The organism is Streptomyces sp. NWU339 (assembly GCF_003143855.1).
Taxonomy (GTDB): domain Bacteria; phylum Actinomycetota; class Actinomycetes; order Streptomycetales; family Streptomycetaceae; genus Streptomyces.
In genome coordinates this window covers 313,551-336,188 of sequence record NZ_QFRK01000001.1, presented here as the reverse complement: position 1 = coordinate 336,188, position 22,638 = coordinate 313,551, and the positions used below count along the sequence as shown (strand labels likewise).

General features: G+C 72.8%; 23 protein-coding genes. 18 read left to right on the top strand and 5 right to left on the bottom strand.

Features of this window, described 5'->3' with window-relative positions; translation table 11 throughout:
* Window positions 1-20: 20 nt before the first annotated feature.
* The 4 genes from DIZ27_RS01515 to DIZ27_RS01500 all read left to right on the top strand — a co-directional run bounded on the left by DIZ27_RS01515 (window position 21) and on the right by DIZ27_RS01500 (window position 4,972).
* Window positions 21-1,283, top strand: a complete 1,263-nt coding sequence (locus DIZ27_RS01515; protein WP_109376661.1) for a DUF418 domain-containing protein — start codon at window positions 21-23, stop codon at window positions 1,281-1,283.
* A gap of 745 nt (window positions 1,284-2,028) precedes the next feature.
* The gene (locus DIZ27_RS01510) at window positions 2,029-2,496 is read left to right on the top strand and encodes a hypothetical protein (RefSeq protein ID WP_109376414.1); all 468 of its coding nucleotides are present in this window, start codon (window positions 2,029-2,031) and stop codon (window positions 2,494-2,496) included.
* Window positions 2,497-2,615: 119 nt separating this feature from the next.
* A complete protein-coding gene (locus DIZ27_RS01505) occupies window positions 2,616-3,734 on the top strand; it encodes a PLP-dependent cysteine synthase family protein (protein ID WP_109376413.1) in 1,119 nt (372 codons plus the stop codon).
* On the top strand, window positions 3,731-4,972 hold the full coding sequence (locus tag DIZ27_RS01500; protein WP_109376412.1) for an MFS transporter: 1,242 nt from the start codon (window positions 3,731-3,733) through the stop codon (window positions 4,970-4,972). The genes DIZ27_RS01505 and DIZ27_RS01500 overlap by 4 nt, the downstream gene beginning before the upstream one ends.
* Before the next feature lie 171 nt (window positions 4,973-5,143).
* Here DIZ27_RS01500 and DIZ27_RS01495 read toward each other — a convergent pair whose 3' ends face one another.
* Window positions 5,144-5,800: a histidine phosphatase family protein gene (locus DIZ27_RS01495; RefSeq protein ID WP_109376411.1), complete on the bottom strand. Its 657-nt coding sequence runs from the start codon at window positions 5,798-5,800 to the stop codon at window positions 5,144-5,146.
* Window positions 5,801-6,543: 743 nt separating this feature from the next.
* Window positions 6,544-7,941: an MFS transporter gene (locus tag DIZ27_RS01485; RefSeq protein ID WP_109376410.1), complete on the bottom strand. Its 1,398-nt coding sequence runs from the start codon at window positions 7,939-7,941 to the stop codon at window positions 6,544-6,546.
* 106 nt (window positions 7,942-8,047) lie between these two features.
* Between DIZ27_RS01485 and DIZ27_RS01480 the strand changes: the two genes are divergently transcribed.
* Together DIZ27_RS01480 and DIZ27_RS01475 are read left to right on the top strand one after the other, a co-directional pair.
* Window positions 8,048-8,656, top strand: a complete 609-nt coding sequence (locus DIZ27_RS01480) for a TetR/AcrR family transcriptional regulator (protein ID WP_109376409.1) — start codon at window positions 8,048-8,050, stop codon at window positions 8,654-8,656.
* Between the two features lie 519 nt (window positions 8,657-9,175).
* Window positions 9,176-9,820, top strand: coding sequence for a CBS domain-containing protein (locus tag DIZ27_RS01475; RefSeq protein ID WP_109376408.1), 645 nt, complete (start codon window positions 9,176-9,178; stop codon window positions 9,818-9,820).
* A gap of 406 nt (window positions 9,821-10,226) precedes the next feature.
* Here the strand turns inward: DIZ27_RS01475 and DIZ27_RS01470 are convergent, their stop codons facing one another.
* Window positions 10,227-10,619 (bottom strand): metalloregulator ArsR/SmtB family transcription factor, encoded by a 393-nt coding sequence (locus tag DIZ27_RS01470; RefSeq protein WP_109376407.1) that lies wholly within the window; start codon window positions 10,617-10,619, stop codon window positions 10,227-10,229.
* A 94-nt stretch (window positions 10,620-10,713) separates the two neighbouring features.
* Here DIZ27_RS01470 and DIZ27_RS01465 point away from each other — a divergent pair, with 94 nt between their 5' ends.
* From DIZ27_RS01465 to DIZ27_RS01435, 7 genes are all read left to right on the top strand, one after another.
* Window positions 10,714-12,690 carry a heavy metal translocating P-type ATPase gene (locus DIZ27_RS01465; protein ID WP_109376406.1) on the top strand — a complete coding sequence of 659 codons (1,977 nt, stop codon included), beginning with the start codon at window positions 10,714-10,716 and terminating at the stop codon, window positions 12,688-12,690.
* Complete coding sequence (locus DIZ27_RS01460; protein ID WP_109376405.1) at window positions 12,687-13,094, top strand: hypothetical protein; 408 nt, start codon at window positions 12,687-12,689, stop codon at window positions 13,092-13,094. The genes DIZ27_RS01465 and DIZ27_RS01460 overlap by 4 nt, the downstream gene beginning before the upstream one ends.
* A 130-nt stretch (window positions 13,095-13,224) precedes the next feature.
* Entirely contained in the window at window positions 13,225-13,404 is a 180-nt protein-coding gene (locus DIZ27_RS01455) for a hypothetical protein (RefSeq protein WP_109376404.1), read from the top strand.
* Between the two features lie 207 nt (window positions 13,405-13,611).
* Window positions 13,612-14,076 (top strand): GTP-binding protein, encoded by a 465-nt coding sequence (locus DIZ27_RS01450; RefSeq protein WP_258308182.1) that lies wholly within the window; start codon window positions 13,612-13,614, stop codon window positions 14,074-14,076.
* Between the two features lie 235 nt (window positions 14,077-14,311).
* Window positions 14,312-14,977, top strand: coding sequence for a WD40 repeat domain-containing protein (locus DIZ27_RS01445; protein WP_258308181.1), 666 nt, complete (start codon window positions 14,312-14,314; stop codon window positions 14,975-14,977).
* A gap of 47 nt (window positions 14,978-15,024) precedes the next feature.
* Window positions 15,025-15,426 carry a (2Fe-2S) ferredoxin domain-containing protein gene (locus DIZ27_RS01440; protein ID WP_258308180.1) on the top strand — a complete coding sequence of 134 codons (402 nt, stop codon included), beginning with the start codon at window positions 15,025-15,027 and terminating at the stop codon, window positions 15,424-15,426.
* The gene (locus DIZ27_RS01435; RefSeq protein ID WP_109376403.1) at window positions 15,413-15,769 is read left to right on the top strand and encodes a metalloregulator ArsR/SmtB family transcription factor; all 357 of its coding nucleotides are present in this window, start codon (window positions 15,413-15,415) and stop codon (window positions 15,767-15,769) included. Before DIZ27_RS01440 ends, DIZ27_RS01435 begins: the two co-directional genes overlap by 14 nt.
* A 43-nt stretch (window positions 15,770-15,812) precedes the next feature.
* On the opposite strand, the gene DIZ27_RS01430 is transcribed toward DIZ27_RS01435, so the two are convergent.
* Window positions 15,813-16,193, bottom strand: coding sequence for a hypothetical protein (locus DIZ27_RS01430; RefSeq protein WP_109376402.1), 381 nt, complete (start codon window positions 16,191-16,193; stop codon window positions 15,813-15,815).
* A 162-nt stretch (window positions 16,194-16,355) separates the two neighbouring features.
* Between DIZ27_RS01430 and DIZ27_RS01425 the strand changes: the two genes are divergently transcribed.
* The 4 genes from DIZ27_RS01425 to DIZ27_RS01410 all read left to right on the top strand — a co-directional run bounded on the left by DIZ27_RS01425 (window position 16,356) and on the right by DIZ27_RS01410 (window position 19,650).
* Window positions 16,356-17,315, top strand: a complete 960-nt coding sequence (locus tag DIZ27_RS01425) for an ATP-binding protein (RefSeq protein ID WP_109376401.1) — start codon at window positions 16,356-16,358, stop codon at window positions 17,313-17,315.
* Between the two features lie 77 nt (window positions 17,316-17,392).
* Entirely contained in the window at window positions 17,393-17,785 is a 393-nt protein-coding gene (locus DIZ27_RS01420; RefSeq protein WP_109376400.1) for an SCO5389 family protein, read from the top strand.
* 515 nt (window positions 17,786-18,300) lie between these two features.
* The gene (rpmF, locus tag DIZ27_RS01415; protein WP_109376399.1) at window positions 18,301-18,471 is read left to right on the top strand and encodes a 50S ribosomal protein L32; all 171 of its coding nucleotides are present in this window, start codon (window positions 18,301-18,303) and stop codon (window positions 18,469-18,471) included.
* Window positions 18,472-18,477: 6 nt separating this feature from the next.
* Entirely contained in the window at window positions 18,478-19,650 is a 1,173-nt protein-coding gene (locus DIZ27_RS01410) for a GTP-binding protein (protein WP_109376398.1), read from the top strand.
* A gap of 622 nt (window positions 19,651-20,272) precedes the next feature.
* Here DIZ27_RS01410 and DIZ27_RS01400 read toward each other — a convergent pair.
* On the bottom strand, window positions 20,273-21,184 hold the full coding sequence (locus DIZ27_RS01400; RefSeq protein WP_109376397.1) for a LysR family transcriptional regulator: 912 nt from the start codon (window positions 21,182-21,184) through the stop codon (window positions 20,273-20,275).
* 133 nt (window positions 21,185-21,317) lie between these two features.
* Here DIZ27_RS01400 and DIZ27_RS01395 point away from each other — a divergent pair, with 133 nt between their 5' ends.
* On the top strand, window positions 21,318-22,589 hold the full coding sequence (locus DIZ27_RS01395; protein ID WP_109376396.1) for a pyridoxal phosphate-dependent aminotransferase: 1,272 nt from the start codon (window positions 21,318-21,320) through the stop codon (window positions 22,587-22,589).
* The last annotated feature ends 49 nt before the right edge of the window (window positions 22,590-22,638 follow it).

The window sequence follows — 22,638 nt, the reverse complement described above, 5'->3', positions numbered from 1 at the left end:
GATTCGGCAATGCTGAGGACATGACGCAGAACGCATGGCCGGCCGTGCCGGCACAGGCGCCGCGGGAGCCTGCGGCAGATGGCTCCCCCGCCCACGCCGGCCCGCCGTCGACGGGGCGGCTGGTCGGCATCGACCTGGCCCGCGGCCTCGCGGTCTTCGGCATGTACTCCGCCCATGTCGGCCCCGACGTGACGGTGGGCGGGCCGGTGGGGTTCCTGCTGGAGACGGCCCGCGGCCGCTCCTCCGCACTCTTCGCGCTGCTCGCCGGCTTCTCGCTGGTCATCATCACCGGCCGCCCGCACCCCAGGACCGGGCGGTCCGGGCGACAGGCGGTGGCCCGGATCGTGATCCGCGCCGCCGTCCTCCTGGGGTTCGGCTACGCCCTGACCGCCCTGGACACCGGGGTCGACGTGATCCTCAGCTTCTACGGGCTGCTCTTCCTAACCGTCCTCCCGCTGTACCGCTTGCGGGCCAAAACGCTCGCGCTCATCGCCGGCGCGGGCGCACTGATCCTGCCTCAGGTCCTCTACGCGATCCGCCGGTCGATCGAGGGCGGGAACTGGGCGGACGCCATCACCGCCGGCGATCCGTTGGCCCGGGTCAGCGGCACGGGCGAGATCACCGAACTGCTGTTCACCGGGGAGTATCCGGTCCTCACCTGGATGCCGTTCCTGGTCGCGGGCATGGCAGTGGCCAAACTCGATCTCACCCGGCCCGGCATCCGCTCCCGGCTGGCCCTGGCCGGCGGAGCACTAGCCCTGTCCGGCTACGGCGGCTCCTGGCTGGCCCTGCGCCTGGTCCCGCACGCTCTCACCGCCGTCGCGGGGGCCACGGGCGGCGGTTCGGCAGCGTCGGGATGGTGGTCCGACGCAGTGGGCGAACCCGAGAACCGCACCCCGCTGGCCTGGCTGCTGGTGGGCGCGCCGCACAGCCAGACGACCTTCTCGATCCTCGGCAACACGGGGGTCGCCCTCATGGTGCTGGCCGCGTGTCTGACCATCGCCGCCCGGCTGCCGCGGCTCACCCGCCTGGCCGCCCCCGTCGCGGCGGTCGGCACGATGGCTCTGACCTTCTACGTCCTGCACATCGTCGCCCTCTGGTTCTTCGCCGACGTCTGGTACGTGGCCGCAATCGAGGCCGACACCATGAACGCGCTGCCGGTACTCCTGGGCTTCATCGCGGCCGCCACGCTCCTGGCGGCCGTATGGACCCGCCTCTTCCGGCGTGGCCCCCTCGAGCACCTGCTCCACCTCGCCGGCCGGCCCGCGCGCCACGTCAGATAGGGCGGCACACGCCAGTTGCGCGGCGAGGTCCCGGCCCGTCCGGCTCCTCGCCGTTCCGGGCGGCGATGGCCGCGATGCCGGGGTCGTCGGTTCGGCCGCGTGGTGGTGGCCGGCGGCATGGACGGCTTCGCATGCGTTCCCGAACCGGTGGCGGCGCTCGCACCGGAGGGACTCGTCTCGCACAGCTCGCAGCGCGCCGACCCCGCGACGTTCGCCGGACAGGTCGTGGTCGTGGTCGGGGCCGGTCAGCCGGCCCAGGGGAGCGCGGTCCTGCTGCGCGAGACCGGGGCAGAGGTTCAGCTCCTGGTGCGCGGGAGGCGGCTGGTGTTCGGGGCGGCTCCGACGCCTGCGCCGCACTGGCCGCCGGACACCCCGCTCGGCCGGTCGTGGGGGCTGTACGCGGTCGTTCACCAGGCAGCCGGCTGCCGCTTCCTGCCCGCCTCGGCACGGTTGAGGCTGGTGAACCGGGTGCTGGGGCCGTTCGGCTCCTGGTGGGCTCAAGCCCGGAGGCGAGGTCCGGTTCGGGCAGCGCAGGCTCCCTCACGGAAGCGACGCCGAGGGCCTCGCCGGTCTGCGCGCACCGCGGGGCGGGGCAATCAGGCAGTGGTCGGTCGACGGGAGGCTTTCGGCCACGGCACGGGTCCGTGGCCGCCCGCCTCCGTCCAGCGAATCCCCGAGGTCGACACACCCCGGCACGCAGCCCACCCAACGCAACAGAAAGCAATCATTCCATTACGCTCCGCGTGTGAGCGGTAGGCGGATCGGAACAGGAATCCCAGGGCGGGCGGGCCATGTCGGCCCGCTGCTGGGGCTTGTCCTGCTGATCGTCGCCCATCTGGCGGGCACCGTACACGGCTCCTCGTACGACGGCCCCCATCTGGCGGTCGGCATCGAAGCCGCAGCCTCCACCCACCCGGAAGCCGGCATCGGCCACGGACGCGGCCCGGTTCTCGGGCACGACCACGAGAGCGATGACCACGCTCCCGCGCATCACCACGAGGCAGACGATCACATCGAGCACGCGGCGGACCGGCCCAGGGCCTCCGCCGATGCCACCGTCGTCCTCGGGTCCGGTCACAGCGGTGCGGATGTCGCACCGCCCCCGGTGGCGGGGGCCACGGCCGCGTACGCCGCCTGGGCCGGTCCACCTCAGGCCGCGCGTGCCTCGGACAGCCGTGGCACTCTCGCGCTCCACTGCGTCTGGCGCTTCTAGGCGCGCCCGCACGCCCCGACCTCGCCCCGACACGGTGGCCGAGGCGTGCCCGCGCGCCCATGAACCGCAACGACCGCACCCACCGACGCAAGAAGCGGGTGCGAAGGAGCCGCACGCCCATGCACGTCCCCCTGCTCGCATACCGCGGGGCGCACGCCCCGCTGTCCGTGACCGCCCGCCGCCCCGCACAGCTGGTGGGCAACACCCCCGTCCTGTGGATCGACGAACCCTTCGCCCCACCCGGCCGCGGCTTCTACGCCAAGCTGGAGGGAGCGAACCCCGGCGGCATCAAGGACCGTCCCGGCCTGCACATGGTCCGTGAGGCGCGACGGCGCGGTGAGCTCGCGCCGGGCGCGCCCGTCGTCGAGTCCTCCAGCGGCACCCTCGGCCTGGGGCTCACCCTGGCCGGACTCACGTACGGTCACCCGGTCACCGTGGTCACCGATCCCGGCATGGAGCCCCCCATGGTCCGGCTGCTCACCGCGCTGGGCGCGCACGTCGAGCAGGTGCCGGTCCCGCACCCTCAGGGCGGCTGGCAGCGGGCCCGCCGCGACCGCGTCGGTGAACTGCTCGCCCGGACCCCGGGCGCGTACTGTCCGGACCAGTACCACAACCCCGACAACACCGCCGCCTACCGGCCGCTGGCCGCCGAGCTCGTCGCCCAACTCGGCTGTGTCGACGTCCTGGTGGCGGCGGTGGGCACAGGCGGCCACTCGGCCGGCATCACGGCGGGACTGCGCGAGTGGTTCCCCGGACTGCGGCTGATCGGGGTGGACGCGGTCGGATCGACGATCTTCGGCCAGTCCGCGGCTCCTCGTCTCATGCGGGGACTGGGCTCCAGCATCCACCCGTCGAACGTCGACTACGACGCGTTCACCGAGGTTCACTGGGTGGCCCCGGCCGAGGCGGTATGGGCCTGCCGCCGGCTGGCCCGCCGCCACTACGCGTCCGGCGGCTGGAGCGTCGGTGCGGTGGCGCTGGTGGCCGGGTGGGCGGCACGGACGTACCCCGCCGGCACTCGGATCGCCGCCGTCTTCCCGGACGGCCCGCACCGCTACCTGGAGACCGTCTACAACGATGCCTGGTGCCGCGAGCACGGCCTGCTGGGCCATGAACCGCCTCCGGAGCCCGAGGAGATCGCCGAGCCGGACGAGTGTGTGGTGACCTCCTGGACGCGGTGCAGCCGGGTGCGGGATCCGCTGGGGCGCCAGGCTGAGGTGAAGGCGGGTGTGCGATGAGGCGGCTGCGGGCCCAGATGGCCTCCTTCGACCGGCCCGCGCAGCTGCTGATGGTGAACCAGTTCGCCATCAACCTGGGCTTCTACATGCTGATGCCCTACCTGGCCGACCACCTCGCCCACGGCCTCGGGCTGGCGGCCTGGGCGGTCGGCCTGGTGCTGGGCGTGCGCAACCTCTCCCAGCAGGGCATGTTCCTCGTCGGCGGCACCCTCGCCGACCGCTACGGCTGCAAGCCGCTGATCCTGGCCGGGTGCGCCCTGCGGACCGTCGCCTTCGGGCTGCTCGCGGTGGCCGGCAGCCTGCCGGTGCTGGTCCTGGCCTCAGGACTGACCGGCCTGGCGGGCGCGCTGTTCAACCCGGCCGTACGCGCGTATCTGGCGGCGGACGCCGGTGAAAAGCGGCGCGTGGAGGCGTTCGCCGCCTTCAACGTCTTCTACCAGGCGGGCATCCTCGTCGGCCCGCTCGCCGGACTAGCCCTCCTGGCCTGGGACTTCAGAGCGGTGTGCGCGGTCGCCGCGCTCATCTTCGGCGCCCTGGCCGCCCTGCAGGCCCGCGCCCTGCCGCCTCGTCCGCCGGCCGGCCGCGGCGCGGAGCCGGCCTGGCGGGCAGTGGCCGCCGACTGGCGCACTGTCGCCGCCAACCGCCCCTTCCTGCTCTTCGCCGCCGCCATGTCCGGCAGTTACGTGCTGGCCTTCCAGGTCTACCTCGCCCTCCCGCTGCACGCCCGCGAACTGTTCGGCGAGCACACCGGGCTGGTGACCGGCACGGTCTTCGCCGTCTCGGCGCTGGCCGCGCTGTCCGGCCAGCTGAAACTGACCGCGTGGGCGAAGCGGAACCTGCCCGGGCCGCGGGCGATCGTGTACGGACTGGTGTTGATGGGAGCAGCGTTCCTGCCACTGCTGCCCAGCTCGTATAACGCCATCGTGGGCGTGGGGGCCCTGACGCTGTGTGCGGCGCTGCTGGCCTGGGGCGGGGCGCTGCTCTACCCCTTCGAGATGGACACCGTGGTCCGGCTCTCCGGCGACCGGCTGGTCGCGACGTACTACGGCGCCTATAACACCGCCTCGGGCATCGCGATCTCCGTCGGGAACCTTGTCGTCGGCGCGCTGTTCGACACCGGCGTGCGTTGGCTGCCGTGGGCCACCCTGGCCGGCACCGGGCTCGTCTGCGCGGGGCTCGTGTCACGGCTGCACCGCGCCGGGTACCTCGCGGCCGAGCCGGTTCCGGTACCGGGGTGAGGTGACGCGGCTGCTCCGGCACTGGCCCCGGCCACGACGGCCGGGGCCTCGGCCGACGCTTCGGGATGCGGCGCGAGCCGCTGGACAGCGCATCCCTGCCTCTCGCGCTCTGGTGGACCATCCGGCCGACAGCGTCGCCGGACGTGTCCCTCCCCTAATGGCTGGCCTGGGTCAGGCCGCTTGTTCTCCGCAGAGATAGGGGCCGCGGTCGCTGACCGTGCGCCGGGGCGCGGTCAGCACGGTGAAGGGCAGGGCCGGAGGCTGACCGGGGCCGCGGGCGGAAGACGTGTCGGCCGGCCGGGCACTCCAGGCGCCATCGCGCCACGTCAGGGAGCCGGTGTACAGGGGCGGTACCCGGAGTGTCCAGAAGGCTCGGACCGGTGCGGACAAAGCATGGACGAGCAGGGCCTGCACCACGGCTGGTTCGGCGATGGCCAGCGCGCGGCCCGTGTCCGGGGGCAGGGCACTGAGCCAGTGCGCGACACGGCGGCAGAGTTCCCTTACGGTTTCGCCTCCGTGTGGCGCGGCATCCGGGTCCGTGAGCCAGGCACTGTATCCGTATGGGTCCGCGGCGGCGATGTCGGCCACGGTGCGGCCGCGCCAGGTGCCGCAGTCGAGGTCGCGCAGTGCGGGCTCCACTGCGGCCTTCACTCCGAGGGCTGCGGCGGTCAGCGCCGAGCCGGACGAAGGCGATCTCATGGCCGGCGCGTGCGCGGGCAGCGAGGCCACGGCGGCGCCCGCACCCAGGAGTTCGTACTTACTGGGCGGGGCGTCACCGAAGACCGTGTCTGCCGGAGGCGCGCACAGAAGCGTCAGGCGGATCGTCATGGGTCTGCCCTCCTCTTTGGCCCGGCCTGTCGTGGTGACGTGTTTGTGGCGGCAGCTGCATGGCGGTCCGCGCCACCGGCTCCACGACGCGGAGCACGAGCGGTCGACGCATTCCATGTCACGTGCTCCAGGGTCTGCGCGCGCTTATGCCGTTGCCATCCGCCAGGAGTCCGGAGCGTCCCTGCCAACCGGCCGGTGCGGGCCCCGCCGCCTGGTGGACCTCCGCACCGATGGACGGATGCACGGCGAGGGCGGATGCGGTGGCTGGGCCAGGGATGACTCAGCGGGCACCAGCCGCCGCGGCCGGGGCCTGGGCCGGGGTGCCGCGCAGGCCGAGACGAGATGGCCCACCTTCAACCTCGCGGACGTCTTCATCGTCTGCGGCGGTCTGTCAATCGTCGTCCTGTCCCGGCGGGCCGACCGGCGTTCGGCGGCATAGCCGCTGGAGTTCTCACACACAGGTGCCGCGCCGGGCGCGCAGCATCATCCGGCCCGCCTCGTCGGAGACCAAGGCTCGAAGGCCGTCCCACTTCGGCTCTCCCGCCCGGCCCGGCCGCAGATCGGGCCGGGGGAGGGGCGCTCAGCATCGGCTCCGGCAGCGATCTACGTCACACTGGATGCCGTCCACCTTCCCCAGCCGCCGCTCGGGCAGAGGGCAGTGCTGTTTGGTCCCCAGCGCCTGGCCTTCGGCGACACGGCGGCATGGAGTCCGCACCCGGCCGGGAGGCCACGTGCTGCTGGGCCTACTCGCTCCTGGACGGGATCAGCCACAGGGCGATGACGGCGGAGAGTGCGGCCACACCGGCAGCCAGGAGGAACGCGTCGTCGAAGCCGGAGGTGGCTCGGGTGCCGGTGTGGCCGGCGATGCCGGCGGCTGCGGCGCTGGAGACGGCCGCGGCGCCGGCCGAGGCGCCGAACTCGTGGAAGGTGCTGACGATTCCGGAGGTCACGCCGGCCTCGTGCGGGGCGACGCTGCCCAGTGCGGTGGCTGAGGCGACCACGAACAGGGCACCCAGGCCGGCCGCCGTGACGCTCACGCCGGCGACCATGGCGGCGGTGCCGGACCAGAGCACCGGGACGAGGAACCCGGCGGCCGCGACGAGCAGGGCGACCGCTGCCGGCGACCGGGCCCCGAGGCGGCCGAGCATGCGGCCGGCGGCGGTGGCGGCGGCCATGGTCAGCAGCGCCACCGGCAGGAACAGCACACCGGTCATCAGGGCGCCGTGATTCTGGTGGTTCTGGAGGTAGAAGGAGCCGAGGAAGAAGACCCCCACCATCAGAGCCGTGGCCACCGCGATCACGAAGATGCCCGCCACCACCGGGCGCCGGCCGAGCAGGCGGAGGTCCATCAGCGGTGCCGCCGCCCGGCGCTGCCAGGCGGCGAAGGCGGTATACGCGGCTGCCGCAAAGATGAACAGGGCGAGGGTGAGGGCGTTGAGCCAGCCGTGGTCGCCGGCACGGATCAGGGCGTAGATGAGGGCGCCGGTCGCCGCGGCGACCAGGGCGGCGCCCGGCATGTCGAGGGGGCCGGAGGCCGCCCGGGGCAGACGGGGCAGTATCCGGGCGAGTACGACGAGGACGATCAGGCCGACGGGGACGTTGACGAAGAAGACCCAGGCCCAGCCCGGCCCGGCCGTGAGCAGCCCGCCCAGCAGCACGCCGAGGGCGGCCCCGCCGCCTCCGAGCGCCGACCAGATGCCCAGTGCCCGGTTGCGTTCGTCGCCGTCGAACAGCCGCACCACCACCGACAGCGCGGCGGGTGAGAGCAGCGCGGCGCCCGCCCCCTGGGCGATCCGGGCGGCGAGCAGCAGGGGTGCGCCGGTGGCCAGGCCGGCGGCCAGGGAGGCGGCGGTGAACACGGCGAGGCCGGCCAGGACGACCCGCTTGGCGCCGAACAGGTCGGCGGCCCGGCCGCCGAGCAGCATCAGGCTGCCGAAGGTGAGGGCGTAGCCGCTGACCACCCAGGTCAGGGCGGCGCGGTCCAGGTCCAGTTCGGTGCCCATGTGGGGCAGCGCGATGGCGACCACGGTGATGTCGAGGATCAGCATCAGCTGGGCCAGTCCCAGCAGGCCCAGGACCGGCCAGCGCCGCGGATGGGGTGTTTCCGGTGCGTGTGTGCCGGTGGTTTCCGTGTCGCTCATGACGCTCACCCCTCATCGATAAACCGTACAGGCATGTTCAGGTTAGAGCAGGTCCGGGCGTAAGCCAAACAGCTTTGTTCGACTTCTTCGGATAGGCTGTGGACTCATGGGCAACAGAAGCACCGCCAAGCGCGCCGACGCCCTGCGGAGCATCGACGCGATCGTGCAGGCCGCAGCCGAGTGCCTGGGGCGGAACCCGGAGGCGAGCCTCAGCGAGATCGCCCGCGCCGCGGGCGTGGGCCGGGTGACGCTGTACGCACACTTCGCCTCCCGGGCGGAGGTCGTCGATGCGGCGATGAGCCGTGCCATCGACCGGGGCAACGAGGCGTTGGACGCGGTCGATCTGTCCGGGGCTCCGCTCATCGCGCTGGCGCGTTACGTCGAGGTCGGCTGGCATCTGGTGGATGAGGCGCGGGCCTTGCTCGTCGCCGCCCAGCGGGAACTGCCCGCGGGGCGCATCCGTGAGCTGCACAGCGGCCCCGCCGCCCGGGTGGAGACGCTGGTCGCCCGCGGCCGCGCCGAGGGGGTCTTCCGCACGGACCTGCCGATCGCATGGCTGGTCAATGTCCTGCACTCGGTCATGCACAGCGCCGCCGACGAGATCCGCGCCGGTCGCCTGACCTCCGACCGCGCCGCCGCCCACATCACCGCCACGGTGCTGGCCGCCTTCACCCCACCGGGAAAGCCGGTCCCGGAACCCGGCGCCGGGGCGTGACACCGACAGTCCGGAGAAAACGCAGCGCACGGCAGCGGAAGCCACCGAGGGCGACGGCTGCCGACAGGGCGGCCGTAGGGCGAGACGGTGCATATCCGGTGGGTGTCTGCGTCCGCCCGCTGCGGACCTCCCCGCACGGTGAGTTTCATGCCCGCCAGCTGGCCTCGGGACTGGTGAGGTCGCATGGTGAGGGGGCGGGTATTCGCGGCTGCAGCCCGCAGCTCAATGACGCTGAGTGAGCGGTCAGGGGGCAACCTGATCACCCCCATCGGCAAGCGCACGGGACAGACGCCCAGCGTCGCCAACGCCTACCGCGCTCGGCCGCACTCCTGGCCGCGGGACCGCCGGCCTCCCCGCCTGGCCGAACGGCACTGGTCGCCGAAGCGGCGCGGTGCTGTCATGGGTAGGGAATACGGCGTGGACGAGTCGGCAAGGGCGCGGAGGCCGACGCGCCGGGTGTGGTCCGCCCGGGCGGACCGACCGCGGCCGCCTCGTCGCACAGCGGAGGAGGCCGATGCCATGCTGTACCGCCGCACGGTCGGTGACGTGATGACCGAGGAGGTCGTCACCCTCCGCCCCACCACACCACTCCAGGAGGTCGCAGCCCTGCTGGACGCGAACGACATCGTCGCGGCCCCGGTCATCGACGAGGACGGCGCTCCCGTCGGCGTCGTGTCCGCGTCCGACGTGCTGCGGCACGAGACCGGCCTGCCCGATCCGCAGGGCCAGGACGGGACCGACGAGCGCTCCTGGGACAAGGCCCGGGCCCGGACCGCGGGCGCGCTCATGAGCAGCCCCGTCTTCACCGCCCGCGCCGACTGGACAATCCCCCGGGCCGCGCGGGAACTCCGCAGGCGGCACGTCAAGCAGCTGCCGGTGGTCGGCGACGACGGGCTCCTCACCGGCATCGTCACCCGCAGCGACCTGCTCGACGCCTTCCTCCGCTCCGACGTCGAGATCCGCGGCGAGGTCGAGCAGGACGTCCTGGGACGCCTCCTCGGCCTGGACGAGGGCACCGTCGCGGTCGAGGTCCGGGACGGGGTCGTCACCCTTCAAGGGCACGTCCCGGAACCGCGGCTCGTTCCGGTGGTCGTGGGGCTCTGCCAGGGCGTCGACGGTGTCGTCGCCGTGGACGCCCACCTCGCCGCCGCCCGGGCGGGCTGAGTGCTCTGCCCCAGAAGGGCCTACCCCAGGTGCAGTCGAGCAGCTCCCGGCACGAGACCGTCCCTACCCACGATCACCCTCCGTCTGTCGTATCTGATGCGAAATTCTCGCATCAGATACGTCCCGGGGGCGTCTTCGCAGGTCAACCGCCGATGGGGTGACGCATCCGCAAAGGCGCCGCCGTGACGGCTGTCGTGGTTCCGCGTGATGTTGAGGTCCGATGTCCCTGGGGGGACCGCTCGCCCGCGGTTCGGGGGGTGACCTCCGGGTCGGGTGTCGCCTGTTCGCATCCGATGCAATGGGCGGCCGCCGGCGCCCTGCGCCCGCTGCGCGACCCGGACGCGCCCGAGGTGGACGAGGGGGGAACAGAGCTGAAGCGCCGGGCAGCGAGGCGCCTGCCGCCCGCTTAGCGTCCGGCGGCGGCCGGGGCGAGCGCGCGGGCCGGGGCGTCGTGCAGACCGAGGCGCAGGTGCTCGACGTGGTAGAGGGCCTGGTTGAGGAGCTCGGCGACATGGTTGTCGTAGAGCGAGTAGACGATCGAACGGCCGTGGCGTTCGCCGGTGACCAGGCCGAGGTTGCGCAGGAGCCGGAGCTGGTGGGAGCAGGCGGAGGCTTCCATGCCGACGGCTTCGGCGAGGTCGCCGACCGAGCACGGACCCTCCTGGAGCCGGGCCAGGATGTACAGCCGCGAGGGGGTGGCGAGGGCCTGGAGGGTGGCGGCGACGTCCGCGGTGCCGACCGCGTCGAGGCGTGCGCGGGTGCTGGCGCTGCTGGCGGTGGTGTCGCGTCCGTGGCCCATTGCTCCATCATACCGACAAAATTTGAAGACCTGTTCATATGTTCCTGTACGGTGGAGGTGTTGCCCCCGTCCCGCCCGTGAAGGTTGCTTCGTCATGTCTTCCGTCCTGGAACAGCGGTCCGCGCCGCCCGTCGGCGCCTCGCGTCCGGTTCCGCCCCGGCGCCGCACCCGCCTGCTGGCGCTGCCGGAGGCCTGGTGGGCGCTCGCGGCCCTGGTGCTGTTCCTGCTCGCGCTGCCGGTCCACCTGCTCGACGGGCCGGCCTGGCTGTGGGGGACGTTGTTCGCCGCGACCTACATCACCGGTGGCTGGGAGCCGGGCTGGGAGGGTCTGAAGGCCCTGAAGGACAAGACGCTGGACGTGGACCTGCTGATGGTCGTCGCCGCCCTCGGGGCCGCCGCGATCGGCCAGGTCCTCGACGGCGCGCTCCTGATCGTCATCTTCGCCACCTCCGGCGCCCTGGAAGCGGTCGCCACCGCCCGCACCGCCGACTCCGTGCGCGGCCTGCTCGACCTCGCCCCCACCATCGCCACCCGGCTCCTGCCGGACGGCACCGAAGAGACGGTGGCCACCGAGCACCTGGCGGTCGGGGACACGATCCTGGTCCGGCCCGGCGAGCGGGTCGGTGCCGACGGCCAGGTCCTCGACGGGGCCAGCGACGTGGACCAGGCCACCATCACCGGCGAACCCCTGCCGGTGGCCAAGCAGGCCGGGGACGAGGTGTTCGCCGGCACCGTCAACGGCACCGGCGCCCTGCACGTGCGCGTGGATCGGGATCCGTCGGACTCGGTGATCGCCCGGATCGTGACGATGGTCGAGGAAGCCTCCGAGACCAAGGCCCCCACCCAACTGTTCATCGAGAAGATCGAGCAGCGCTACTCGATCGGCATGGTCCTCGCGACCCTCGCCGTATTCGGCGTCCCGCTCGCCTTCGGCGACACGCTCGACTCGGCCCTGCTGCGGGCGATGACCTTCATGATCGTCGCCTCGCCGTGCGCGGTGGTGCTCTCCACCATGCCCCCGCTGCTGTCCGCCATCGCCAACGCCGGCCGCCGCGGCGTGCTCGCCAAGTCCGCCGTCGTCATGGAACGCCTCGGCCAGATCGACACCGTCGCCCTGGACAAGACCGGCACCCTCACCGAAGGCACCCCCTACGTCACCGACCTGCGCCCACTTTCCGCCAGCGGCTTGGACGAGACGACCCTGCTCGCGCTGGCGGCCTCCGCCGAGCACCCCAGCGAGCACCCCCTTGCCCGCGCCGTGGTCGCCGCCGCCCGCGAACGCGGCCTGGCCCTGTCCGACGTCGAAGACTTCACCTCCACCCCGGGGCAGGGCGTCACCGCCACCATCGCCGGCCACACCGTCCAGGTCGGCGCACCTGTCCGACTGCTGCCCGCCGACGCCGACCCGGCCCACCCGAAGGTGGTGGCCGAGCTGGAAGAGGCCGGCCGGACCGCGGTCGTCGTCCTGCGCGACGGCGTCCCGGTGGGCGTGCTGGGGGTTGCGGACCGGCTGCGGCCGGACGCGGCGGCCACCGTCGCCGCCCTCACCCGCCTGACCGGCCGCACCCCGATCCTGCTGACCGGCGACAACGAACGCGCCGCGAAGCATCTGGCCGCCGAGGTCGGCATCACCGAGGTCCGCGCCGGGCTGCTGCCCCAGGACAAGGTGGCCGACGTCAAGAAGTGGGAAGCCCAGGGACGCAGGGTGCTGGTCGTCGGCGACGGCGTCAACGACGCCCCCGCGCTGGCCGCCGCGTACTCCGGCATCGCGATGGGCAAGGCCGGCTCCGACCTCGCCCTGGAGACCGCCGATGCCGTCGTGGTCCGTGACGAGCTGGCCACCATCCCGTCCGTCGTGCAGCTCTCCCGCACCGCACGCCGCCTCGTGATCCAGAACCTGGTCATCGCCGGGGCGTTCATCGCCGTCCTGGTCGCCTGGGACCTGATCGGCACCCTYCCCCTGCCCCTGGGCGTCGCCGGGCACGAGGGCTCCACCGTCATCGTCGGCCTCAACGGCCTGCGCCTGCTGCGCGAGGCCGCCTGGCCCCGACTCACCAAGGACACCGCGTGAGCAAACGCACCCGCCGCACAGCCCCCGCCACGGGGGCCACACGGCCCACCGTCACCGTCTGCCGCGGCTGCTGCTGCGGCACCCCCAAGGTCCCCGGCCTCGACCACGCCGCCCAGCTGCGCGACCTGCGCCAGGCTGTGGGCGGCACGGCGACCGTCCGGGTCACCGACTGCCTCGACGCCTGCGAGCGCGCCAACGTCATCGTCGTCCAGCCCTCCGCTGACGGCCGCCRAAACGGCGGGCGCCCCGTSTGGCTCGGTCTGGTCAACGACCCCGACGCCACTTCCGACATCACCACCTGGATCAAGGACGGCGGACCGGGCCTCGCCGATCCACCCGGCATCCTCGACCTCTACACCTTCCGCCCCTCCCGCCGCGTCCAGGCCGAACTCCACGACGCATGACCCCGACGCCYGCCGCGTCTGTCGGCCATCGTCTGCCGACAGACGCGGCGGGCGTCCAATGAACCCGGACATTCCCGGGCACCGGGGCGGCGCCGACCCCATCAGATCCGATGGTGATCGATGACAGGGGGTGACGGCACACGCCGCCGGCCACCACGGCGTCTTCCGCCTGGACAGTGGGACCGCGACCCGGGGGGCCGGCCGCTATCAGGACACCATGGGCTTCACCGTCACCGGCCCGTCGACATTCCTGGCCAGCGGCCACCCGCCCCGGCCGGTCCCGAGGCCCGCTCGCCCCGCCCGGGCCTGATCCGCAGCACGGACGCGGGCCGGACCTGGCAGACGCTCTCCGTCGAGGGCGAGGCCGACTTCCACGCCTTTCAGTAGGCCGGTGACGTGCTCTACTCAGTAGGCCGGTGACGTGCTCTACGGGTTCGACAGCCTAAGCGGCAGGGTGTGGGTCGGCATCGACGGGGCCGCAGCTGGGACAGGCGCGCCCGGGTCGCGGCGCTCGATCTTGCGTCCCCTTCCGGCAGCGCGGCGACCGGGGGGGGCCGCCACCATCACCGGTCTGGAGCGCAGCACCGTCGGCGGGCGCGCGTTCGACCTGGAGTGGGCGCTCGCCGACGACCCCGCCTTCCTCACCGAGACCGAGCACCAGCACGACACCACCGTCACCTCGGTCGGCATCGAACTGGACGGCGAGCTCGACGAGGACCGGCTCAACGCCTGGCTCGGCACCCTGCTGCGCACCAAGGGCGTCGACCTCTTCCGCTCCAAGGGCATCCTCGCCGTCGCCGGAGCGCCCAAGCAGTACGTCTTCCAGGGCGTGCACATGCTGCTGGACGGCACCTTCGCACGCGACTGGCGGGAGGGCGAAGCCCGCACGAACAAGCTGGTGTTCACCGGCCGCGACCTCGACCGCGAGGCCCTCGAACGAGGCTTCGCCGACTGCCAGGCCACGGCGGGAGCGGCCGCGTGAGTACGACGGTTCAGTCCCCGCTCGCCTGGGAGGTCGGCGTCGACGACGCACCCGTCGCGCTCAGCGCACGGGGCGATCTGGTCGCCGTCGCGGGGGCCGAGGGAACCGTGAAGGTCCTCGACGCGGCAATGGGCGCCGCGATCGGGTCGTTCGCCCTTCCCGGAGGTGCACTCACGATCGCGCTCTCCCCCGATGCCGGGCACCTGGTGGCGACCGGCCCCATGGGGTACGCGCTGTGGCGCCGCTCCGACGGGCGTACGGCGGTGCGGGAGTGCGGTGCCTGGTCGGCCGCCGCCTGGGCCGACGGCGCACGGAGCCCGCCGCCTCCACGATCACCGACCTCGCCTGGATGCGGCAGGGGCGGCGCCTGGCCGTGGCGGCGTACGGGGCCGTGCGCTGCCACGAGCGGCACACCGAGAAGCCGGTCGCCACCTATCCCTACGTCGGTTCGCACCTCGCGCTCGCCATCGCACCCACCGGGAAGTGGATCTGCAGCGGCAACCAGGACGCCTCCATCCACATCTGGAGAGCGCGGGACGGCGGCGAGCTGACCATGTCCGGCTACCCGGAGAAGGTCTCCCGGCTCGCCTTCGACGACACCGGCTTCTGGCTGGCCGCCGACGGCGCACCCGACGTGACCGTGTGGGACTTCTCCGGCAAAGGCCCGGAGGGCACGGCACCGCGCTCGCTGCGCTGCCACGAGACGATCACCGCGCTCGCCTGGCGGCCGGGGGCCGCCGGGCACCTCGCCAGCGGCGGCGCCGACGGGACCGTAGCCCTGTGGCACGCCACGGCCGGACGGCCGCAGGCGCGCCTGCGGCCGGTGCGCGAGCTCGACGGCACCGGTGCGGCGGTCGCGGCGCTGGCCTGGGCAGGCCCCCACCTGCTGGCCGTCGCGTGACAAGACGGCCGGATCCGGACGTACGGCGTGCCGTCCCGGACCGCGCTGTGAACCGGTCCGTGATCCGGGCGGCCGCTCCCCGGCCCTGCCCCCTCGTCGTGTGCCGGGGCTGCTGCTGCGGCAACCCGCGCAAGCACCCCGGCACCGACCACGCCTGGCAACTGGACCGGCTGCGCGCCGGCGCGGCACAAGGCGGCTTCCGGGTCCGTACGACGGAGTGCCTCGGCCCCTGCGACCAGGCCAACGTCATCGTCGTCCAGCCGTCGGCCGCCGGGCGCCGGGCCGGGGGCCGCGCCGTCTGGGTGGGCTTCGCGATGGACGACGACTGCACCGACGACCTGCTGCGCTGGGCGCAGGCGGGCGGACCCGGCATCGCCGAACCGCCCGCCCCCCTGGCGCTCCAGTTCATCCGCCCACCGCGCGAGGCCCGCGCCCGTGCACGCCGGTGACGCCGGCGGCCGCGACGTCCTGGCGGCCGCCCGGCTCGACGAGGTCACCGCCGCTTCCGTCGCCACGACGCTCCAGGCCCTGGCCACACCGTCCCGCCTGCTGATCCTCACCACTCTGCGGCAGCGCCCGTACCCGGTCGACGAACTCGCCTCTGCCGTCGGCGTGGAACAGTCCGCCGTCTCCCACCGACTGCGCCTGCTGCGCGCCCTCGGCCTGGTCACCGGCCGCCGCGACGGCCGCCGCATCGTCTACCGCCTCTACGACGACCACGTCGCCCAGCTCCTCAACCAGGCCGTCCACCACATCGAGCACCTGCGCCTCGGCGTGCGCGACCTCGACTGAGGCACATCTCAGCGGTCTCACCGGCAGGCCCCGGAGCAGCCCGTCAGTTGAGGTGGGCCACCTGCCGCGGCGCCGGAGCCGCGCGGAGCCGGTCGGGCAGCGTGCCGTCCTGGGGCATCCCGGCGTGCAGCCACGCCCCCACCGCCTCGGCGTCGGCCTCCGTCACCAGCGGGCCGAGGCGTACGACGACCCCACTGGGCCTGCGGTCGACCCCGCACGGCTGCACGGCGGCATGCAGCCCGCGGCCGCTCCGACAGTGCAGCACCTTCCCCAGGCAACCGGTGGAGACCATGACCCCGTGCGGGCAGCCCCGGACCGCGCGGCGCAGGCCGTCCATCACTTGCCCGGTCGCGGCGGCATGACATGAGCCGCAGACGACCAGGGTGAAAGGGCGGCCCCGACGGCCGCCTGCGGCATCGCTCATCTCGCGTCTCCTCCGTATGGGTCAAAGAGGTCCCCTGTTTGCGCCACGGGTGACCCAACTCTCCTGGGAAACAGGCGAGTTGGGACGCGGGTGATTTGACACCGCCCCGCCGCACCCCCAGCCTATGCTCATGACATCCATTTTCAATAGGAGGGGCTAGGCATGCGCGTTGCCTTCGTCGGCAAGGGCGGCAGCGGCAAGACCACCCTGTCGGCCCTCTTCTCCCGTCACCTGGCGCGCTCGGGCGCGCCGGTGGTCGCCATCGACGGCGACATCAACCAGCACCTGGCGTACGCGCTCGGCCTCGGCGAGGACGAGCTCTTCACCGCGCCGTCGCTCAGCGCGCGCACCGGTGAGATCAAGGACTACCTGCGGGGCACCAACCCGCGCATCCCGTCCCGCGACGCCATGGTCAAGACGACCCCGCCCGGCCGCGGCTCCCGCCTGCTGCGCCTGCTCGGCGACGACGAGATCCACGCCCCGCACGTCCAGGAGGTGCACGGCGTGCCACTGATGGTGACCGGCGCCTTCGGCGAGAGCGACCTCGGCGTGGCCTGCTACCACTCCAAGCTCGGCGCGGTCGAGCTCTACCTCAACCACCTCGTGGACGAGCCCGGCGAGTACGTCGTCGTCGACATGACGGCCGGCGCCGACGCCTTCGCCTCCGGCCTGTTCACCCGCTTCGACATGACCTTCCTGGTGGTGGAGCCGACCCGCAAGAGCGTCTCCGTCTACCGCCAGTACCGCCACCACGCCGCCGAGTTCGGCATCCCCATCGCCGTGGTCGGCAACAAGATCACCGGCGAGGACGACCTGCTCTTCCTCAAGGAGCACGTCGGCGACGACCTCCTCGCCCACTGCGAGCAGTCCTCCTACGTACGCGCCCAGGAGCAGGGCCGCGGCCACGGCGGGCTGGAGCCGCACAACGCCCACACCCTGGACCGGCTGCGCGAAGCCGTGGACGCCCGCCCCAAGGACTGGGACGCCTTCCAGCAGCACGCCGTGGAGTTCCACCTGCGCAACGCCACCGCCTGGGCCAACGAGGCCACCGGCCACGACCTCGCCACCCAGGTCGACCCCGACTTCCGGCCCGGCCCCGCGGCGCTGGCGGCCTGCACCTGACGCACGACGGGCCGGATCAGCGGCTCCCGTCCGTCCCGCACACCAGACATCCGAACAACAGACAGGACACCCTCTTCATGTCACTCGACGTCTCACCGCAGCTGCTCGCCGAAGCCGAGAACGGCGAGGTGCGGGAGCCGGACTTCGTGGAAACGGTCCGCACGTCCCTGCCGTACGCCTACAACCTCATCGCCCGCCTGGCTACCGAACTGCGTTCCGGCACGGCGAAGTTCGCCGACAACCAGATCCCGCCGCCCTCCGAGAAGGAGCGCGGCCAGCTGCTGCGCGCCCTGTCCAGCGACGCGATCCGAGCCAGCCTGGAACGGCACTTCGGCGTCGCCCTCGCCTTCCAGAACTGCCACCGCGTCGCCGTTTTCCCCCCCGAGGCGCGCGGCGGCGAGACCCACACCCGCTTCACCTCCCTGCGCGCGCAGATCCTCAACCAGTCACCGGAGCTCCGCGACTGGTGACCCACGGCCGGCCGCGGCCGCCGACTGCCGGATCCGGCGTGCGGCGAGCGGGCCGACCACTTCGAGCCCTCGGCGGCCGTCGCCCACCGGGACACCCAATCCTCGTGAGCGACGGCCCGCTGCGCTTGACGAGGACGCCGCCGGGCCCAGCAGCACCGCGAGCTGCTGGTGGACGCGGCGCAGGGCGTCCGGGGTCAGGCAGTGCAGACAGGGCGGTCTTCGAGACGGCCCCATCCAGGGAGCGATCAGGGGCCAGGTGGCGGGACAGGAACCCGGAGGCAGGAATGCGACAAAGGCCGTCACAGCCATGGGATTCACGTGCACCCAGCCTGGTGCGCCGGATCGGTCCCCAGCAACCCGCCCGAACGACGGGAGCGCCGGCCGGCCGGCGGGGGTGCGTGCGTCCGCAAGCACGCCTGCCGCCCACCCCCTCGAACTCGGCGCCCCGACACCAATTAGTAATGGGATTCGTTTTCATGTAGCGTGCTGCGTGCTCACCGACCCAGGAGGACCCCATGGCCGTTCCCAAGCGGAAGATGTCCCGCAGCAACACCCGCCACCGCCGCGCCCAGTGGAAGGCAGCCACGCCGACACTCGTGCCGGTCACCGTCGACGGCGTCCCGTACCTGGTGCCTCAGCGGCTGGTGAAGGCGTACGAGCGCGGGCTGCTGCGGCCCGAGGACTGAGCGTTCATGCCTTTTGAGCGACTGCCCGTCACCGTCCTGTCCGGATTCCTCGGTGCGGGCAAGACCACCCTCCTCAACCACATCCTCGGCAACCGCGAGGGGCTGCGCGTCGCGGTCATCGTCAACGACATGAGCGAGGTCAACATCGACGCCGCCCTGGTGCGCGGTGGCGAGGCAGCCCTGTCGCGCACCGAGGAACGCCTGGTCGAGATGACCAACGGCTGCATCTGCTGCACCCTGCGCGACGACCTGCTCGAGGAGGTCGACCGGCTGGCCCGCGAGGGCCGCTTCGACTACCTGCTCATCGAGTCGTCCGGCATCTCCGAACCCATGCCGGTGGCCGCGACCTTCGCCTTCGCCCGCGACGACGGCGCCACCCTCGGCGAGATCGCCCGCCTGGACACCATGGTCACGGTCGTCGACGCCGCCAACTTCCTGCCCGAGCTGACCAGCGGTGACGAGCTCGTCGAGCGCGGCCTGGACCAGTACGAGGACGACGAACGCACCGTCAGCGACCTGCTGATGGACCAAGTGGAGTTCGCCGACGTCATCGTGCTCAACAAGCTCGACCTCGTCGACCAGGAGTCGGCGGACCGGCTGCGGGCGACGCTCAGCCGCCTCAATCCGGTCGCGCGCGTCGTCCCGGCCGTTCACGGCCGGGTGCAGGCCGGCGACGTACTGGGCACCGGGCGGTTCGACCTGGAACGCGCCCAACAGGCCCCCGGCTGGGTGAGGGAGCTCAACGGCGACCATGTCCCCGAGACGGAGGAGTACGGGATCTCCTCGACCGTCTTCCGCTCCGAACTGCCGTTCCACCCCGGCCGGCTGTGGATGTTCGTGACCGAGGAACTCGACAGCGGCGCGTACGGGCAGATCCTGCGCTCCAAGGGGTTCTTCACCCTGGCCAGCCGCCCGCAGGTGACGGGCCTGTGGTCACAGGCCGGCTCCGTCGCGCGCTTCGAGCCCTCCGCCGCCCGCGACACCGACAGCCCCGGCGGCCAGGAACTGGTCTTCATCGGCACGCACCTGCACGCGGACGCACTGCACGCGGCACTGACCGACTGCCTCATGGCCGACGGCGAAAGCCCGCCGCCCGTCGACCCGTTCCCCGCCTGGGACACCCACGGCATCGACGACAGCTGCGAGCACGAGCACCCCGACCTTGTAGCGGGGGCCTGAAGACCCCGGGCCGGGCGGTGGACGCAGCCACGGCGCCGCCCGGCCCGGCAGCCGCCCGGTCACCCAAGCCGCCCGGGCATCAGTTGGAGCGCGCGACGTGCCGGGAGCAGCCCCGGGCGTACCGCCGCCCTCGCGTCGTGACCTCCCCGGTTCGCCATCATCGCCCCGGCGGGCGGCAAGTGGCTTTATCGAGCAGCAGCGAAGTCACTTGTCGATGGGTCTGGGAGGCACCCCCAATCCGCGGATGGGTGCTGTCGACGAGTTCGGGAGGCACCGAGGTTCTTGCCGGGGCAGCATCGAGGTGCCCCTGGTGAAAGGTGCTGGTCATGCCGCGTATGTCAAAGGTCGAGCTGCACGCGGCGATACCGGTGGGCTCGCGCATTCAACTGCCGCGGGTTGTCGGTGCTGCTGAGCGGGGCAGTGACGTTCCGTGATCTCCAGGGGCGTATCGGCTCCCGGCCCCGCCGGCCTCGTTGAGGAGCCGGCTGGTGGTCCTGGCGTGGTGGCCGAGAGCATCCGCAACGACAGGGCGGGCAGTTCGAGGAGCTGTTGCCGGCCGGCGGCGCCGCGGGCGCGGGCGGCGTCCAGGCCCTCACACTGCGCCGCGCGAGCTCGTTCCTGCTCAGTGTCGGCTGCTGAGGGCCCGTTGGGCGGCGTGGAGGCAGGCGGTGATGGCGGGGTCTTCCTGGGTAGTGGTCCGGGTGAGTGCCAGGATGGTGCGCTGCATGCGGGGAGCCAGCCGCAGTCCGGCGACGCCTGCTTGCTCGTGGGCGAGGCCGGCGGGCAGGAAGGCCACGCCGGCACCGGTGGCGACGAGTGCGGCCAGGATGTGGAGTCCTTCGAATTCCCAGCGCCGCGGGGGTGTGGCGTTGATGGCGGTCAGGTACCGGTCGCCCGCGGCTCGGGAGAGTTGCCCGATGGGGGCGCACAGCCAGGTCTGGTTGTGGACGATCTGTCGCAGCCGTGCGGCGGTGGCCGGGCTGGGCTGCTCGGTGAGTGGGTGGTCCGCGGGGATCGCCAGGACGATGTCCTCGCGGCGCAGGCGGTGGACGGACAGACCGGTGCCCTCGGTCGGTGGGTGCGCGGACCAGTCGTCGATGACGGCGAGGTCGTAGCGGCGGTCCAGGACGGCTGCGGCGGCGGTGGTCGAGCCGGTCTCGTGAGCGACGACGTTCAACTCGGGGTGCGTGCGCTGCAGCGCGGCCAGGTGGGGAGCGAGAGCGGGGGCCAAAGCGTGGATGCAGCTGACGGTCACCCGGCCGCTGACGGTGCCGATGCGGGCGCGCATGCGGCTGTGGGCGGTTTCCGCGGCGGCGAGGATGCGGGCGGCGTGCTCGGCCAGTTCGCGTCCCGCGTCGGTCAGACTCGCACGCTGGGCGGTGCGCTCGATCAACGCGACGCCGACCTCCCGTTCCAGAGCGGCCAGTTGCTGGGAGATCGCCGACGGCGAATACCCCAGGTCGGCGGCCGTGGCAGTGATGGTGCCCCGGGCAGCGAAGCGGTGCAGGATCTCCAGCCGCCGCAGGTCCAGCATCAGCTCTCCTTAAAGTCTCCAACGCGTTTTCGCGCTGTTGCTGATGCTACGCCTCGAGCACGCTGGGCGTGTGCCCGGCAGAGCGCTGCGGCACCACGCCACCGGTGCTCGGTACCGAACAGGACGGTTCCTCATGACGACCCACTCCGCCACGCTCGCCATCGACGAGGCCGTTCACGCCCGCCGTGAAGCCGGGCACGACGTACTCCATCTGGGATTCGGGGAGGCCGGGCTGCCGGTCGCCCCGGGCCTGGCCGAGGTACTCGCCGACGCCCACCTGCGCAACGGGTACGGCCCGGTTGCCGGCTCACCACAGGCCCGGGCCGCCGCCGCGGGCTGGTTCACCAGACGCGGCCTGGCCACCGAACCGGGCCAGATCCTCTTCGCCCCGGGCAGCAAGCCTCTGCTCTTCGCCCTGCTGGCCGCGATCGGCGGTGACGTGGTGCTGCCCCGCCCCTCGTGGGTCTCCTATGCGGCCCAGGCCGCCCTGCTCGGCCGCCGCGTCATCTCCGTACCCATCCCGGCTGAGGCCGGCGGCATTCCCGACCCCGAGCTGCTGGAACAGGCCCTGCGGCAAGCCGCCGCGACCGGGGCCCGGCCGGGCGTACTGGTCCTCACCATCCCGGACAACCCGACCGGCACCGTCGCCCCCGCCGAACAGGTCGAGGCGGTCTGCGCGATCGCCGACCGCCACGGCCTTGCGGTCATCAGCGACGAGATCTACGCCGAACTGAGCCACCGCGGCACCGCCCCCAGCCCGGTGCGCCACCTGGCCGAGCGCACCGTCGTCACCACCGGGCTGAGCAAGTCCCTGGCCCTGGGCGGGTGGCGGATCGGCTTCGCCCGCACCCCAGCGGGCCGCTGGGGGCGGCGCCTGCACCAGGAACTGACCGGGGTCGCCAGCGAGATCTGGTCCAGCCTGGCCGCCCCCATGCAGGCCGTGGCCGCCCGCGCCCTGAGCGACCCGCCAGAGGCCACCGCACACATCGCCGCCGCCCGCCGTCTGCACGCCCGTATCGCCACCGAGGTGCGCACCCGGCTGCTCGCGGCAGGAGCACGGTGCCGCCCGCCCCAGGCCGGCTTCTACCTCTACCCCGACTTCGCCCCCGCCCGTGAGGTTCTGCGCGCCCAGGAGATCACCACCGGCACCGACCTGGCCACCGCCCTGCTCGACCGGCACGGCATCGCCACTCTGCCCGGCAGCGCATTCGGCGAACCCGACACCGCCCTGACCCTCCGGCTCGCCACCAGCCTCCTGTACGGCGCCACCCCGCAGCAACGCCACCTGGCGCTGACCGCGGAGGAACCACAGACCCTGCCCTGGATCGCCCCCGCCCTCACCCGCCTCGGTGCCGCACTGGGCGAACTCACCACCGACCGACACACAAGGTCACTGGCGCCCTGACCAAGATTCGTAGATGTCCGGTTCCCTCCGCAGCGTTCCACCGACCGTG